Source organism: Neopusillimonas aromaticivorans (assembly GCF_030344915.1).
Lineage (GTDB): Bacteria > Pseudomonadota > Gammaproteobacteria > Burkholderiales > Burkholderiaceae_B > Neopusillimonas > Neopusillimonas aromaticivorans.
In genome coordinates this window covers 1,204,147-1,219,026 of sequence record NZ_CP128233.1, presented here as the reverse complement: position 1 = coordinate 1,219,026, position 14,880 = coordinate 1,204,147, and the positions used below count along the sequence as shown (strand labels likewise).

The 14,880-nt window shown below is 58.0% G+C and carries 11 protein-coding genes and 6 pseudogenes; 7 read left to right on the top strand and 10 right to left on the bottom strand.

Translation table 11 applies throughout. The annotated features are described in order from the left end of the window. Positions 1–13: 13 nt before the first annotated feature. Positions 14–1,191, bottom strand: a pseudogene (locus N7E01_RS19320) (ABC transporter substrate-binding protein). Between the two features lie 219 nt (positions 1,192–1,410). Between N7E01_RS19320 and N7E01_RS18595 the strand changes: the two are divergent. Continuing rightward, positions 1,411–1,572, top strand: a complete 162-nt coding sequence (locus N7E01_RS18595; protein WP_350494969.1) for a hypothetical protein — start codon at positions 1,411–1,413, stop codon at positions 1,570–1,572. 5 nt (positions 1,573–1,577) lie between these two features. After that, on the top strand, positions 1,578–2,009 hold the full coding sequence (locus tag N7E01_RS06535; protein WP_350494968.1) for an isochorismatase family protein: 432 nt from the start codon (positions 1,578–1,580) through the stop codon (positions 2,007–2,009). Positions 2,010–2,077: 68 nt separating this feature from the next. On the opposite strand, the gene N7E01_RS06530 is transcribed toward N7E01_RS06535, so the two are convergent. The 4 genes and pseudogenes from N7E01_RS06530 to N7E01_RS06515 form a co-directional block, all read right to left on the bottom strand. After that, positions 2,078–2,779 (bottom strand): ABC transporter ATP-binding protein, encoded by a 702-nt coding sequence (locus N7E01_RS06530; RefSeq protein WP_289175751.1) that lies wholly within the window; start codon positions 2,777–2,779, stop codon positions 2,078–2,080. A 7-nt stretch (positions 2,780–2,786) separates the two neighbouring features. After that, complete coding sequence (locus N7E01_RS06525; protein WP_289175036.1) at positions 2,787–3,545, bottom strand: ABC transporter ATP-binding protein; 759 nt, start codon at positions 3,543–3,545, stop codon at positions 2,787–2,789. Next, the gene (locus tag N7E01_RS06520; protein ID WP_289175035.1) at positions 3,542–4,531 is read right to left on the bottom strand and encodes a branched-chain amino acid ABC transporter permease; all 990 of its coding nucleotides are present in this window, start codon (positions 4,529–4,531) and stop codon (positions 3,542–3,544) included. Before N7E01_RS06520 ends, N7E01_RS06525 begins: the two co-directional genes overlap by 4 nt. Before the next feature lie 4 nt (positions 4,532–4,535). After that, a pseudogene (locus N7E01_RS06515) lies at positions 4,536–5,455 on the bottom strand (branched-chain amino acid ABC transporter permease). Between the two features lie 258 nt (positions 5,456–5,713). On the opposite strand from N7E01_RS06515, the gene N7E01_RS06510 reads away from it, so the two are divergent. The 3 genes and pseudogenes from N7E01_RS06510 to N7E01_RS06500 form a co-directional block, all read left to right on the top strand. Beyond that, the gene (locus N7E01_RS06510; RefSeq protein ID WP_289175032.1) at positions 5,714–7,024 is read left to right on the top strand and encodes an aromatic ring-hydroxylating dioxygenase subunit alpha; all 1,311 of its coding nucleotides are present in this window, start codon (positions 5,714–5,716) and stop codon (positions 7,022–7,024) included. 253 nt (positions 7,025–7,277) lie between these two features. Further along, on the top strand, positions 7,278–7,577 hold the full coding sequence (locus tag N7E01_RS06505; RefSeq protein WP_289175031.1) for an aromatic-ring-hydroxylating dioxygenase subunit beta: 300 nt from the start codon (positions 7,278–7,280) through the stop codon (positions 7,575–7,577). A gap of 46 nt (positions 7,578–7,623) precedes the next feature. Then, positions 7,624–8,432 (top strand): annotated as a pseudogene (locus tag N7E01_RS06500) (SDR family oxidoreductase); the annotation flags it as partial. Positions 8,433–8,468: 36 nt separating this feature from the next. Here N7E01_RS06500 and N7E01_RS18590 read toward each other — a convergent pair. Next, entirely contained in the window at positions 8,469–8,783 is a 315-nt protein-coding gene (locus tag N7E01_RS18590; protein ID WP_350494967.1) for an Hpt domain-containing protein, read from the bottom strand. 53 nt (positions 8,784–8,836) lie between these two features. Next, complete coding sequence (locus tag N7E01_RS06495; protein ID WP_289175029.1) at positions 8,837–9,466, bottom strand: excisionase family DNA-binding protein; 630 nt, start codon at positions 9,464–9,466, stop codon at positions 8,837–8,839. Between the two features lie 218 nt (positions 9,467–9,684). Between N7E01_RS06495 and N7E01_RS06490 the strand changes: the two are divergent. Continuing rightward, positions 9,685–10,387: pseudogene (locus N7E01_RS06490) on the top strand (tellurite resistance TerB family protein). Next, positions 10,387–11,571 carry an MFS transporter gene (locus N7E01_RS06485; protein WP_289175028.1) on the top strand — a complete coding sequence of 395 codons (1,185 nt, stop codon included), beginning with the start codon at positions 10,387–10,389 and terminating at the stop codon, positions 11,569–11,571. Before N7E01_RS06490 ends, N7E01_RS06485 begins: the two are co-directional and overlap by 1 nt. 69 nt (positions 11,572–11,640) lie before the next feature. Here the strand turns inward: N7E01_RS06485 and N7E01_RS06480 are convergent, their stop codons facing one another. The 3 genes and pseudogenes from N7E01_RS06480 to N7E01_RS06470 form a co-directional block, all read right to left on the bottom strand. After that, entirely contained in the window at positions 11,641–12,099 is a 459-nt protein-coding gene (locus N7E01_RS06480) for a PaaI family thioesterase (RefSeq protein WP_289175027.1), read from the bottom strand. Positions 12,100–12,133: 34 nt separating this feature from the next. Next, positions 12,134–12,597, bottom strand: a pseudogene (locus tag N7E01_RS06475) (cyanophycin metabolism-associated DUF1854 family protein). Further along, positions 12,584–14,721 (bottom strand): annotated as a pseudogene (locus N7E01_RS06470) (cyanophycin metabolism-associated ABC transporter). The pseudogenes N7E01_RS06475 and N7E01_RS06470 overlap by 14 nt, the downstream one beginning before the upstream one ends. Positions 14,722–14,880 lie beyond the last annotated feature (159 nt).

Genomic DNA, 14,880 nt, shown 5'->3' with positions numbered 1-14,880 from the left:
GCTTCCTTGCGGGTTACTTCATCGGGCACTGTTTGGCAAACAGGTCGCTGTGGTTTTTCAGGACGGTGCCAATCAGTTTGTTGCGGACATTGCCTTGCTCATCTTCGATGACCTGGCGCATGTGGATGTCGTGGATGGGGTAGTTGTTGTTGTTGAACTTGAAGTCGCCGCGTACTGACGCAAATTTGGCGTCTTTCATGGCTTTGCGGAAGGCTTCCTTGTCTTCAATCTTGCCGTTGACCTGACGGACGGCACCATCGATCAGCATGGCAGCGTCGTAGCCTTGCGAGGCATACATGCTGGGCAGACGGTTATATTCTTTCTTGAATGCCTCGACAAATTTCTTGTTGGCCTCGTTGGGCAGGTCGTCGGCCCACTGTGACGAGTTGAACGTGCCCACCATGTCTTTGCCCAGGGCGGCAATGTTTTCGGTATCGGCGGTAAAGCCGGGGTCAGCAACGGTGCGTCTTTTTGCAGGCCCGAGGCGTTGTACTGCTTGACGAAGTTGATGCCCATGCCACCGGGAAGGAAGTAAAACACGGCGTCGGGTTTGGCGGTCTTCAGGTTGGCGATTTCGGCCGAATAGTCGAGCTGGCCCATTTTGGTATAGACCTCGTCAACGATTTCACCGGTGTACAGACGTTTGAAGCCCTGCAGCGACTCACGACCGCCGGGATAGTTCGGCGCAATCATGGCAACGCGCTTGTAGCCCTTTTCGTTCGCGAATGCGCCCATGGCTTGAGGAACGTCCTCGTTCTGCCATGACACGACAAAGAAGTTGGGGTCGCATTTCTCACCTGCGTAATCTGCCGGGCCGGTGTTGGTGCTGATGAAGACGGTGTCCGATTGCAGAATGCCTGGCACGATGGGCAGAACCACGCTTGAGAATACCGGGCCGGTAATGATGTCGACCTTGTCGCGTTTGATGTAGCGCTCAACTGTCTGGCGTGCGGCCACCGGGTTGTTCTGGTCGTCGGTAATGCTGATGTTGACGGGCAACCCGCCCAGCTTGCCGTCGTTAATTTTGATGGCCAGGGTGAAAGCGTCACGGATGTCCTGACCGGTGCCGGCACCGGGGCCGGACAGCGTCGTCAGAAAACCGATTTTGATTTCGTCGGCAGCCTGTGCGCCGTTGGCGGCAAGCAGGGCGGCGGAAAATACCAAGGCACGGGCGATAGCGGATTTTTTCATGATTTTCCTTGCGCGTTGAGAAATGGTGGAACGTGGTCAAGTCTAGGGAAAGCCTGCGGGCGGCAATATCCATTATCGGCAGGTGGCCTGTTTGGCCTATCCGTTTTTAGCAGTGCCATTTCCGGCTTCCGGCGTGTCGTTTTTCGGATAGTCCCGCATGAATCAAGGGGCTAGACTGGTTTTCAATTGAATTGATACCTACACATATTGGGGAAAACCATGAAGGAACGAGTTGCCGTTTTGGCACTGCATTATCAGAATGAAGTCTTGCATCCCGAGGGGAAAATCCGGGTGGGGGTGAACGACGAAAGCGTGCGCGAACGTGTGCTTGATGGTGCGGCGCGTCTGCTGGCGATGGCGCGCAAGCATCAGGCCCCCTGATCCATGTGCGTATCGCGTTCCGTCCCGATTACGCCGATTGTCCGCGCAATACGCCGATTTTCCGAAAGACGGTCGAGCTGGGTGCGGTCAAGGAGGGTGAATGGGGCTCCGAGTTCATGGTGCCGTTTCAACCCTTGGCGAACGAAAATGAATTTGTTGTCACGCACCAGCGAATCAGCGCCTTTGCGGGCACCTGCCTGGAAAACCTGTTGCGCATGCTTGATGTGCGTCATCTGGTGGTGGGCGGTGTGGCCACGCATTCTGTGGTCGAGCACACGGTGCGCGAAGCGACCGATAAAGGGTACGACGTGACGATTGCGGCTGACGCCTGTGCGGCAGGTTCCGCCGAATTCCACGATGCGGCGCTGCGCAGTCTGGCGTTTATTGCCGAAGTGTCTGATGTGGAGGCCGTGGCTGCCCGTTTCGCTGGCAACTAAGTCATTTTGAGGGCGGCCCCCGACGGGTTCGAACCGCCTCGTGCGCCCGAGGCCAACGTCGTGGGACCTTAAACCCCCATGTAACGCACCCACAGGCTACGGTCGGCATCCAGTTCGGCCGAGCTGCCGGTCCAGACGATCTTGCCGCGCTCAAGAATAATGTGCCGGTCGGCCAGACCGACCAGCTTGTCGACGTATTTGTCGACAACAAGCGTGGTCTGCCCCTCATTTTTCAGCAAGGTCAGGCATTTCCAGATTTCTTCGCGGATCAGCGGGGCCAGGCCTTCGGTGGCTTCGTCAAGAATCAGCAGTCGGGGATTGGTCGACAGCGCACGGCCGATGGCCAGCATTTGCTGTTCGCCGCCCGACAGCTGCCCTCCCATGTTCTGGCTGCGTTCGGCCAGGCGGGGGAACAGGTCGTAGATGCGGTCGAGCGTCCATTGCCGGGCATTGCCGTTGCGGTTGCCCGCGAACGCGACCAAGTGTTCGCGAACGGTCAGGTTGGGATAGCACTGGCGCCCTTCAGGTACGATGGCAATGCCCAAACGCGCAATGGCATCGGGGCTCAGTGCGTTCAGTTCCTTACCCTCCCAGACAATTTTTCCCTGGGTGGGTTTGACCAGGCCAACTAGGTTCTTCAATGTCGTGCTTTTGCCCATGCCGTTGCGGCCCAGCAAGCCAATGACCTCGCCCTCGTTGATCGTGAAATCCATGCCGAACAGCACTTTGCTGGCGCCGTATCCCGCATGCAGGTTTTCACAAGTCAGCATTTGTTTTTCAGCCATGCGATGTCTCCGAACCTAAATACACTTCCTGAACTTTCGGGTCGTTGCGGATCTGGTCAACCGTCCCCGTGGTGATGACTTTGCCGTAAACCAGGACTGAAATGCGGTCGGCCAGCTGGAACACGGCTTCCATATCGTGCTCGATCAGCAAAATGGCCATATGTTGGCGCAGCCCCTTGATCATTTCCACGACACGTGCGGACTCGTCTTGCCCCATGCCGGCCATGGGCTCGTCAAGCAACAGGACTTTCGGGTTGGCGGCCAAAGCCAGCGCAATGTCCAGCTGGCGCTGTGCGCCGTGAGGCAGGCTGCCGGCAATGCTGTTCAGCACATCGTCGCCCTCAAGCCCCACCTTGGCGCCCAGTTCGCGCGCCTTGTCGTTCAGAAGCCTTTCGTTATTGCGAATGCCAAATACCTTGAAATTATTGCCGTCGTGGGCCTGCACCGCCAGACGCAGGTTATCGATGACGCTGATGTCCTTGAACAGGTTGGTGACCTGGAAGCAGCGCGACAAACCGGCATGTACGCGTTCATGGGCCTTCAGGCCGGTGATGTTGCGGCCGTCCAGTGTGATGGTCCCGGCGTCAACGGGCAGCAGGCCCGAGATCAGGTTGACCAGGGTGCTTTTGCCCGCACCATTCGGGCCGATCAGGGCGTGCACTTCGTTGGGGTTGACGTCAATCGATACGTTATCGGTCGCCCGTAAACTGTGAAAGTTCTTGATCAGGCCTTTTGCTGAAAAAAGACTCATGCCTGCCTCCGGATGAATTTGAACAGCCCGCCAGATTGCGTTGCCGATTCGCGGCTGACCAGGGCCCACAGGCCGTTGGGGGCAAACAAGATAATGAGGATGACCAGCAAGCCCATGGGCCAATGCCAGTATTCGGTAAGCTGGGGCAGAAACTCTTTCAGCACGCCCCACAGGCCGGCACCCAGAATAGCGCCCCATTTGTAGCCCATGCCGCCCAGGGCCACGATGACCATCAGTTCGGCGGAGTGTGTCCAGTGAATGGTGGTGGGGCTGATGAAGCCGTTTTGCGTCATCATCATGGCGCCGCCCAGCCCGGCAACGGCCGAGCCAATGATGAAGGCCTGCAATTGCAGCTTGAATGTCGGGTACCCCAGGGCCTGCATACGGACCGGGTTGTCGCGGATGCCGGTAATCGCCTTGCCGAATCGTGAATCAACCATACGGTTGAAGAAGGCAAACGCCAGAATGAAGGCGACCAGAACCACGGCATACAGGGTGTTGGTGTCCGTCGGGTCAAAGCCAAAGCCAAAGGTTAGCGGGGTCGACAGAATATAGCCGTCATCACCCCCGTAGCGACGCAATGAAACTGCTACGTAGTAGACCATTTCGGCAAAGGCCAGGGTGCTCATCAGAAAATAAATACCGCGGGTGCGCAAAACCACCAGGCCGATCAGTGCGGCGCCCACGGCGGTAATGGCGGTGGCGCCCAGCCACAGCAGCCACACCGAGGTGACCCCGGCTTCGACCAGTGCGACCATGGCATATGACCCGATGCCGATGAAGCCGGCATGGCCCAGGGCGATCATGCCGCCATAGCCCAGCAGGAAATTCAGGCTGGTGACAATGATCATCAGGATCATCAGGCGCATGACAAAGCCAGTGTAGTAGTCAAGGCCGAAAAATTGCGAGAAGTACGGGAAACCCGCCAGCAGGATGATGCCAAGCAAGGGGACCCAGGCGAATGTTTTATTGGTATGGCCAGGCATGTTGTTATCCTCGGGCAGGGAAAAGACCAGTGGGCTTGCACGCCAGTACGACGACCATCAAGACGTACATCAGAACGCTGGCCAGCGCGGGTCCGACATCGGCGGCGATTACGGGTGATGCCACCTGGGCAATCAGGGCCGGCATGAACGCGCGCCCGGCGGTGTCCACGATGCCTACCAGCAGTGCGGCAATGAAGGCGCCCCGGATCGAACCGATGCCGCCAATCACAATCACCACCATGGCCGGAATCATGAATGAATCACCCATGCCGACCTGTACTGCCGTTACCGGTCCCATCATGGCTCCGCCAATGCCGGCCAGAGCGGCCCCGAGTACGAAAATGATGGTGAACACCTTGCGCACCGGGATGCCCATCAACTGGGTCATGGTGCGATTCGAAGCACCTGCCCGTACCAGCATGCCCAGGCGGGTATGGGCCATCATGAAATACAGCGCAATGGCGGCAACGATACCCACGGCAATGATCAGCAGCCGAAAGGCCGGGTAGTCCAGGCCGTCCAGCAGGGTAACCGAGCCGCTCAGCGAGGGGGCGTGGCGGCCATGATCGGCGCCGGGCCCCAGATGTATTTCACCAGGTCGTTGCAGATCAGGATGACGCCGAATGTGGCCACCACCTGATTCATGTGGGTGCGCGTGTACAGGCGCCTGACCAGGGCGATTTCAAGAATGGCGCCTGCCAGCATGGTAAGGGCCACCGATATCAGTACCGACAAGGTGAATGAATCGGTAATGCCATAGGCGGTTGCAGCGAAATAGGCGCCAAACATGAAAAGTGACCCGTGGGCCAGATTCATGGTGTCCATTACGCCGAACACGATAGTCAGGCCAGCGGCCATCATGAACAGGATCAGGCCAAGGCCCACACCGTTCATGAGCTGTTCAATAATCGTCAAGCTGTTCATGGGGTTCTTGTAAATAGTTGCCGAAGGCTTGAAAAAGCCAGGAGGAGGTCATTCTTGTTGAATTCGCGGGTAGCGACTATCCGAAATGTGCAGGGGGTGGTCAGATTGTCCGAATCAAGCAAAACCGCCTCGTTTTACGGGCTTTCCCCAAGGCCTCTGCCATAACCGGACAACGCCTGCAAGTAACGGCTATTGCCACAATGCCCGACGTAATAAATTGCTTCCACGGAATGACTCTTGAACCGTTTGGAGGACAACATGAGCATCAGCAACGAGGAAATTGCCGGTCTGGTTCGTTCAGACAGCGTACATAAACGGGTTTACACAGACCCTGAGATTTTTGCGCTTGAAATGGAGCGCATCTATGGCCAGGTCTGGATTTATGTCGGCCACGAAAGCCAGGTGAAAAATCCTGGCGACTACCATACGACCCGGATTGGTGACCAGGACGTCATCATGACGCGCGGCGCCGATGGCAAGGTTAATGTGCTTTATAACCGCTGCCCGCACAAAGGCTCGCAGCTGGTCGCGAAGGGCGATGGCAATGTCGGGAAATTCTTCCGCTGCCCCTATCACGCCTGGACCTTCAAACTGGACGGCTCGTTGCTGTCGGTGCCTTTGCGCAACGGCATGGAAGGGACGACGTTTGACAAGTCGCATCCTGATTTCTCGATGCGCCCATTGGCCCGTGTCGATTCGTATCGTGGCTTCGTTTTCGCCAGCCAGTCGGCGGAAGGTCCCGATCTGGTGACCTTCCTTGACGGTGCCGCGTCGTCGATTGATAACCTCTGTGACCGTTCGCCCGAGGGTGAGGTTGAGGTCGTCGGCGGTGTGTTCCAGGTGATGCAGCAGTCGAACTGGAAGGTTTTCTACGAAAACCTGCATGACACCATGCACGCCCCGATTACCCATGAGTCGTCTTTTGTGGCAGCGCGCGAAGAAGCCAAAGAACTGGGCGAAATGCCGTTTGAACTGCTGATCATGGACGGTAACGGCGAGCCTTACGAATTCTGGGAAAAGCTTGAGTTGCGTGCCTACAAGAACGGCCATGGTTACATGGAAGCGATTTTTGATCCGGCGGCAGCAACGCGTGACCCGGTTTCGCGTGCCCATTTCGAATCCCTGGCCGCCGTTCACGGCGAAGCCAAGGCGCGTGAAATCCTGGGGATGAATCGTCACAACACCGTTATTTATGGCAGCGGTTCACCCCACACTGTATTCCAGCAGTTCCGCGTGATTCGTCCGGTCAGCCCGGATCGCACCCTGATAGAAATCCAGACCTTCCGTCTGAAGGGCGCGCCAGAGTCAGTGTTTGAACGCGCATTGACCTACACCAACGTCATCAACTCGCCGTCATCGAACGTAATGCCTGACGACGTTGAGCTTTACCGTCGTTGCCAGGAAGGCAACCTGACCAAAGGCGGTGACTGGGTCAGCCACCACCGCTATGCCGGCACCGACAAGGAAACGCCGGAAGGTACCGTGTCCATCAACGGGACCAGCGAACTGCCGATGCGCAATCAGTTCGCTGCCTGGAAGCAGTACATGGTGTCGGGTAATCAGGGCTAAGCACAGGAGAATCAAAAATGATGTTGCTTGATCGTACGTTTGATGTATCGGTAGAGCCGGTATCGCAGATTTCGCCATCGCTGGAGACCCTGCATGGCATTCAGCAGTTTCTTTTCCACGAAGCGCGTTTGCTGGACGAGCGCAAGCTGGACGACTGGCTGAACCTCTGGACGCCGGAAGGGCGCTACTGGGCCCCGCGCAAGCAGGGTCAGGAGAACCCTTTGACCATGTTTCGCTGTTCTGGGAAGACGCCATGTTGCGTGAAGTGCGCGTGCGCCGCGTCAATCACGAGCGCAACTGGTCGCAGCAGCCCCATACTTACGGCAGCCGCCTGGTGGGTAATGTCATGGTTGACGGGGTTGACTCAGCCGGTCGGGTTATTGTGCGTTCCAGTCTGCAATTGACGGAATATCGCACTGAAGCCCGTCAGTTGGGCGCAACCGTTTTCCACAAGCTTGTGGCGACCGAGTCCGGTGGTTGGTCAATCTACCTGAAGCGCGTCAATCTGACCAATTGCGAAAGCATTTTTGGCATGCTCGACATGCACATGTAATGCCTGATGTGATCAGGGCGTTGATATCGGTTTACGGAGAAACACAGTGAGTCAGACAGCTGCAGTTCAATTACCTCTGGATGGCAAAGTGGCCATCGTGACGGGTGCCTCGCAGGGCCTGGGGGCGGATATTGCCAAGGTTCTGGCTGACGACGGCGCACACGTCGTGCTGGTGGGGCGGGGTGCCGAAGCCGGCAACGCGGTTGCCACCGCTATTGGCCAACGCGCTGTTTTCTTCGAAACCGATGTCACCTCGGATGAGGCGATTGACCAGTGTGTCGATTTTGCCGTCAAGAAATTTGGCCATATCGACATCCTGGTCAACAATGCCTGCAGTTATGCGGATCAGGGTTTGGCGTCCTCGCGTGAGCAGTGGTTCCAGACCCTGAACGTCAACCTCATTTCAGCAGCGATTTTTACCCAGAAAGTGGCTCCCCACATGCCCCGGGGTTCCGTGGTTGTGAACCTGGGCAGCACGGGGGCAAGTTCGGTGCCGGCGGGCGGGCTGTTTACCCCGCTTCCAAGGCCGCTTTGCTGCAAATTACCCGCAATTTTGCGGTTGACCTGGCGCCGCACGGCATTCGCGTGTTGTCGGTGTCGCCGGCCTGGACCTGGTCCCCGTCAACCGAGTCCATGAGCGGCGGGTCCATCGAGGCCGCAGATGCGGTGGGTGCACACTTTCACCCCTTGGGCCGCATCGGTCGCGGCGAGGAAGTCGGCCACGTCGTGGCGTTTCTGGCCACTGACAAAGCCTCATGGCTGACCGGAGCCGATATCCCCGTTGATGGTGGTTTTTCCATGCTCGGCCCCGACCGCGGCATTTCACCGCGCGCCTGGTTCGCCCAGCTCGCGCCGCAAAAGAGGCTTGACGACTCTTCAGGGCCTTGCGAGTCAGGTGGACACGCCTGTCGGGTAAGCGGCAACCTCGATTGCGATCAAGCGCATGTGTGCCAGCAGTGTATGGATTGCGCCGGTCTCGGGCAGGGTGCCGGTGCTGCGTATGTGGTCACCTATCGTGTTCAGCAGGTTCAGCGTCTGGCTGGCGCCGACCATCTGCAAGGTTCCCTTGATTTTATGCAAGGCCGCCCGGACTGCACCGGTGTCGTTGCCGGACAGCGCTTGTTCAAGCGCCTGGGCGTAATTCGGTAGTGACCGCAGAATAATATCGGCCAGTTCGTTGAAAAGGGTACTGTCGTTGGCAGCCATTGCGCGAAGTACTTGGGCGCTGGTTAACGAGGGGTCGGGTGGCGGTACAGGTGTCATTTGGCGTAAAGCCGCGTTTTGGCGGCACAGCAACCGCGCAGGTAGCCACGCAGTTCGTCGAAATTGATGGGTTTGCTCATGTAAATTACGCCTGCCGGCAGTCCGCCAAGCGTTTCGACGTCAGTTTCCGACAAGTTGGTCAATACGGCAATATGTGACAGACGAAAATTGGGCCGACTGGTCAGGGCTTTGAGCACTTCGTACCCGTCAATGCCATCCATCATGATGTCGAGCAAGAGAATGTCGGGCTGCCTGAGGGCGACTTCGATAAGGGCATCGTACCCGTTACTGCAAAAAGTCAGTTCAAGGGGCAATCCCCAGCTGTTGATCCGGCCCCGATACAAGGTTTGCTGGACCAGGTCATCTTCCAGAACAAGCAGCGATGAAACGGCTGGCCGGGCCAGATCCAGGGGCGGTGCAGGCGGGGTGCCTGTATGGCGTGTTGAGAGATAGTGTTCGAGTGCACTGGCCGGAATGCGTCGATGACCTCCGCGCGTTTTCCAGCCGCCAATAATCCCTGACTCGACCAATTGCTGCACCGTTGAAACCGACAAGCCCAGCCGCTCGGCCACTTGCTGGGTGGTGTAGACGGCTTCAGAAGAAGGGTGCGGGGTGGTCGGGGTCATGCCTGGAACTCCAGCGGTTGAGAGAGTTTAATTTGATTAAATCGGTAAATTTGTTTTACTTGTGATTCTCTCATCAAATTGTCATGTGTGGAAAGAGGCGCTTGCCTGACCGACGACTTTATTGAGGGTGCGGCCGTGTAGCGGTCAGGACGGTGGCATCCGTTGCGTGGCCTTCGGCGTAAAATCACTGTTTTGATACAGATCGCAAGAGGTGGGTGATGTCGGTTCAGCAATTGTTGAAGCAGGTGTTGCAGTCGGGTCAGGGTCTTGGCCAATCGGCGGGTTCCCAATTGGGTGACCTGGCCAAGGGCAGCGGGCTGGGCGGGTTTGGCGGCGGTGCACTTGCCGGTGGTTTGCTGGGTGTATTGCTGGGCAATAAAACCTTGCGTAAAAAAGGCGGGAAAATCGCCACGTATGGTGCAGCAGCGGCATTGGGTGCGGTTGCCCTGAAGGCCTACCAGGATTGGCAACAAAACAAGTCCTCGGCTGCCGCATCTGTATCCGTTGCGCCGGTCACCACCTCTGTGCCCGTTGCTGCGCCGGCTGCCCTGGGGTGGTCAGAACCCGAACTTGAACACCACAGCCGCGTGATTTTGTCGGCCATGATTGCTGCGGCCAAGGCCGACGGCCATATCGGGCCACAAGAGCGCCAACTTATCGAATCTGAACTGGCCCGTGTCGCGTCCAGTCCGTCAGACCGGGCCTGGTTTGAAGCCGAGCTGCAAAAGCCCGCCGATCCGGCTTCGATTGCGACCACTGGCTTCCACCCCGGAAATGGCCGCCGAGGTCTATCTGGCCAGTGCCTTGGTCATTGACGACGAAAGCTTCATGGAGCGGGCCTATCTGGATGAGCTGGCCCGTCAGCTGAATATCGATGCGCCGTTGAAAACCCGGCTTGAAGCACAGTTGAAGGCCTTGTAATGTCACGTTTGTTCACCCGTGACCTGATCCTTCTTATTGTCTGTCAGGGCTTGTTCTTCACCAATAATGTTACGTTCATCGCCATTAACGGGCTGGTTGGCATGAGCCTGACCCCGGTGCCCTGGATGGCCACGCTGCCCATCATGGGGTATGTGGTGGGTGGTGCATTGTCTACGGCACCGGTTGCGCACACGCAAAGTCGTTTCGGGCGCAAAAGGTCATTCCAGCTCGGTTTGGTGATGGCCGTCATCTCGTCGCTGCTGTGCGCGCTGGCGGTTTATGTCGGTCATTTCTGGCTGCTGGTGGGGGCCACAGTACTGGCCGGATACTACAGCGCCAACGGGCAGTTGTATCGTTTTGCCGCTGCCGAGATCGTCGAGCTCAGCGTAAGGGATAAGGCCATTTCCTGGGTGCTGGCCGGAGGCCTGATGGGGGCCATTATCGGACCCAACCTGGCGCGTTATACCAAAGATGCGGCAGGTTACCCTTTCATGGGTGCGTATGTCGCTCTGGCTGTTCTGGCCGTGCTGGGGATGGTGTGCATGCATTTCATTCGTTTCCCCGACGATACTCGCTCTGAAGCTCCTAAAAGTTCGGGGCGTGATCTGGGTCAGATCATCCGTCAACCCGTTTTTGTGGTGGCCGCATTGGGTGCTGCCTTTGGTTACGGCATCATGAACCTGCTGATGGCAGCTACGCCGCTGGCGATGGCGGTCGATGGCTTTGAGTTTTCAGATACGGCAACGGTGTTGCAGTGGCACGTCATTGGCATGTTTGCCCCTGGGTTTTTTACTGGTGTCCTGATCAAGCGCTACGGGGCTCTTGAGGTCATGGCCGCAGGCGTCGTGCTGAACTTTGCCTGCATTTTTATCGCCTTGTCAGGCATTACATTCGAGCACTACCTGATTTCGCTGTTTCTGCTGGGGGTGGGCTGGAACTTCCTGTTTACGGGTTCGACCAGCCTGGCAACCCGCTCGCACACCCCTGAAGAGCGTGACAAGGCACAAGGCGCCATCAACTTTGCAGTTTTTGTCCTGATGGCGCTGTCATCGGTCAGCTCTGGCGCGCTGGTCACGACCCAGGGCTGGTACTGGCTGAATATCGGTTCGCTGGTGCCGGCTGCCTTGGTGGCTGTGGCGCTGGTGGCTTTGTTTGTGCGCCGTTCCCGTAACGCGCAGGAATAGCGGCAGGGTGTCTGGCCAGGGTGGCCCTGTTGCCATCAGGCCAGGCTCTACCGTGAACCTCTCTGAAAATTACGTGGTCGTAATTGGCAACACCATCACGCTTGATGTGGCCGACGCCAGCAGGCGGTTGTCACTGTCAACCAGTTTGGCTTCGGTAAAAATCATGCGGCGTCCGGCACTGACAATTGAACCGATGGCCTGGATGGCACCGGTGTCTTTCGTGACAGCCTTGTGGTACGAGATTTTTATTTCTACGGTTGCAATCGTAAAGCCTGGGCCGACCTTGCTCAGCGCTACATAACCACATGCAAAATCCATCATGGTGGCGATGAAGCCGCCATGCACTACCGAGTTCGGGTTGTACAAGTGCACATCCGGGACGCATTCGAAAACCACGCGGCCATCATGGGCCTCGGTCATGCGGATATCCAGTGTGTCGGCAAACCCGCAGCGAATATCGCGTTCTGCCATGGTTTTCAATTGTTCCAGCCCGGTCAGGTGGGTGCCGATAGCCGCCATCTGGCTCATGTTGATCCCTTCGTCATGCAGTGTGGTTGCGCCATTATAGGAAATGGTCGAGCAGCCGCCGGCTGTGCCGGTCGAGGCCGCGCAAGTCCCTGAGCAGAAACTGGACGCCACTGCCGTCTGTAATCAGCAGTGTCGACAGGCTGAGACGACGGATGTCCTCTTCGCCTTTCAGGGTCAGCTGTGTCGGCCCACGGTCGGTTTCGACATCCCAGATGCTGGGTGTGGCGCGGCTGGATATCTTCAGGATGCGCTGGATGTCAGGGTGAATTCGCGCTGCTCAAGGTCGGCACAGATCAGGGCCTTGGCAGGTGGCGCCAGGTCTGACAGACGCGCGACCCAGGCCAGCTCTTTGCCTTCGGTGTTAACCAGTGAAATGCCCTCATCGGGCGCCGTTATCGGGAAGTTGCGAACCGCAGTGACCGGGCAGGTGTGGCCTTCATGGGTCAGTATCAGGCGACCCATTGTGTCTTGGGTCAGGATCAGGTCAGTTGTCGTCATCATTGTCCTTCCCTTCGGTGGCCTGCGGAATGTCGTTCAGTTGGGCCTGGGCCTGATACAGCCGGGCGTAAGCCCCGTTTTTCGCCAACAGATCGTCGTGACGGCCGGTTTCAACGATGACGCCTTTGTCCATGACCACCAGGCGGTCAGCCTTGTGCAAGGTGCTGAGACGGTGGGCAATCGAGATGGTCGTGCGCCCTTTGACCAGGTTGTCGAGCGCGTTCTGGATTTCTTTTTCGGTGGTGGTGTCAACCGATGACGTGGCCTCGTCAAGAATAAGGATGCGGGGGTCGATCAGCAGCGCACGCGCAATCGAGATGCGCTGACGTTCGCCCCCAGACAAGGCCTGGCCGCGTTCGCCGACCAGTGAGTCGTAGCCGTGCGGCAGGCGCAGGATGAATTCGTGGGCATGCGCGGCTTTGGCCGCCGCAATGATCTCGTTGCGGCTTGCCTCGGGCTTGCCGTAGGCGATGTTCTCGGCAATGGTGCCAAAGAACAGGAAGGGCTCCTGCAGTACCAGCCCGATATGGCGACGGTACTCGGCAACCGGCAGGTCGCGGATGTCGATGCCATCGATGCGGATGCCGCCTTCCGTGACGTCATAAAAGCGGCAGATCAGGTTGACCAGGGTACTTTTCCCCGAGCCGCTGTGGCCTACCAGGCCAATCATTTCGCCCGGCTTGATATCAAGTGAGAGGTTGCGAATGACTTGCCGGCTGCCATAGCGAAAGCCGATGCGGTTCAGTTGCAGCCCGCCCTTGACGGTTTCCAGGTGCTTGGGCCGGGTCGGTTCGGGCACGCTGGAGACATGGTCAAGAATGTCGAAAATCCGTTTGGCACCGGCGGCGGCCCGTTGGGTGTGGGACACGATACGGCTCATGGCATCAAGCCGTATGTAGAAGCGGCTGATGTACGTCAGGAAGGCCGTCAGGACACCGACCGTGATTTCCTCGACGGACACCAGCCAGATGCCGAACCCCCATACCACCAGCAGTCCGACTTCGGTCAGGAAGGTAACCGTGGGTGAAAACAGGGCCCACAGCCGGTTGACGCGGTCGTTGATGACCAGGTTGCGGTCGTTGGCTTCGCGAAAACGTCGGGTTTCGCGCTGTTCCTGGGCGAAGGCTTTGACAACCCGGATGCCGGGTATGGTGTCGGTGAGTACGTTGGTCAGTTCTGACCAGACCCGGTCGGCCCGTTCGAAACCATGACGCAAGCGGTCGCGTACGAGGTGGATCAGCCAGACGATGAAGGGCAGGGGGATCAGGGTGACCACGGCCAGCCAGGGGTTGATGGAAAACAGGATGACGGCCGTCATCACGATCATCAGGACGTCAGTCAGGAAATCGAGCAAGTGCAGCGACAGGAAAACGCACAGGCGGTCGGATTCGGAGCCGATGCGTGAAATCAGGTCACCGGTACGTTTGCCCCCGAAATACTGCAGGGACAAGGTTTGCAAATGCTGATAAGCCGTTGTGCGCAAGTCGGCGCCGATGCGTTCGCTGACCTTGGCCAGGATATAGGTGCGCCCCCAGCCCAGGACCCAGGCCAGCAGCGAGGCCAGCAGCAACCCCCAGGTAGTACTGCACCAATGGCCAGTCGATGGCCTTGCCGTTCTGGAACGGGATCAGCACTTTGTCCATCAGGGGCATGGTCAGGTAGGGCGGTACGAGTGCGGCGGCTGTCGAGGCCAGTGTCAGCATGAAACCGATGAACAGAGGCCATTGATAGGGTCGTGCAAAACGCCACAGACGGAACAGCGCCCATGTCGAGGGGGCTTTGTGTTTCTTCCGGCTCGCGCGTGGTTTGTTCTGGTGCGCCAGGCTCGATGGTGCCAGCGGATGCGGCCTTGGCACGTTGCTTGTGGTGTTCGAAAGCGTCTGACAGTTGTCGTGCGGCGGCCCCATGGTTCAGGGTGTGGTGCCATCGCTGCACAACCGAGGTGCCGTTGCTAAATGAAAAATGGCCGACGCCGAACTGGTCTGTGTGCGTCAGGCAGGCTTGTGCGTCCAGCGTATGACTGTCCCAGCCGCTCTGGCCGGCATGCCGGCTGAGCAGTCGTTCTGACGTCAGGACCAGGAGGCCATCGCAGTAGTGCAGCTGATGATCCAGATCCAGCGGCATCCAGGCCAGAAGTTGTTCGTGGGCTGACAAAAGGGTGCGAACCTCGTCCAGCCATTCGCGCGAGTCAAGGCGAATCGCCGGGGGTCGTAGAAATGGGGGCTGTCATGAAAAAAGAGGTGAAACCGGCGTTAATTGCCGTAATAAAAACTGCATGTATGC

What these genes read in the sequence shown, in the direction of transcription:
- N7E01_RS18595 (WP_350494969.1), top strand. Translation starts at nt 1,411, where the DNA reads ATGAAGGAACGAGTTGCCGTTTTGGCACTGCATTATCAGAATGAAGTC.
- N7E01_RS06530 (WP_289175751.1), bottom strand. Translation starts at nt 2,779, where the DNA reads ATGCTGACTTGTGAAAACCTGCATGCGGGATACGGCGCCAGCAAAGTG.
- N7E01_RS06525 (WP_289175036.1), bottom strand. Translation starts at nt 3,545, where the DNA reads ATGAGTCTTTTTTCAGCAAAAGGCCTGATCAAGAACTTTCACAGTTTA.
- N7E01_RS06520 (WP_289175035.1), bottom strand. Translation starts at nt 4,531, where the DNA reads ATGCCTGGCCATACCAATAAAACATTCGCCTGGGTCCCCTTGCTTGGC.
- N7E01_RS06510 (WP_289175032.1), top strand. Translation starts at nt 5,714, where the DNA reads ATGAGCATCAGCAACGAGGAAATTGCCGGTCTGGTTCGTTCAGACAGC.
- N7E01_RS06505 (WP_289175031.1), top strand. Translation starts at nt 7,278, where the DNA reads ATGTTGCGTGAAGTGCGCGTGCGCCGCGTCAATCACGAGCGCAACTGG.
- N7E01_RS18590 (WP_350494967.1), bottom strand. Translation starts at nt 8,783, where the DNA reads ATGGCTGCCAACGACAGTACCCTTTTCAACGAACTGGCCGATATTATT.
- N7E01_RS06495 (WP_289175029.1), bottom strand. Translation starts at nt 9,466, where the DNA reads ATGACCCCGACCACCCCGCACCCTTCTTCTGAAGCCGTCTACACCACC.
- N7E01_RS06485 (WP_289175028.1), top strand. Translation starts at nt 10,387, where the DNA reads ATGTCACGTTTGTTCACCCGTGACCTGATCCTTCTTATTGTCTGTCAG.
- N7E01_RS06480 (WP_289175027.1), bottom strand. Translation starts at nt 12,099, where the DNA reads ATGAGCCAGATGGCGGCTATCGGCACCCACCTGACCGGGCTGGAACAA.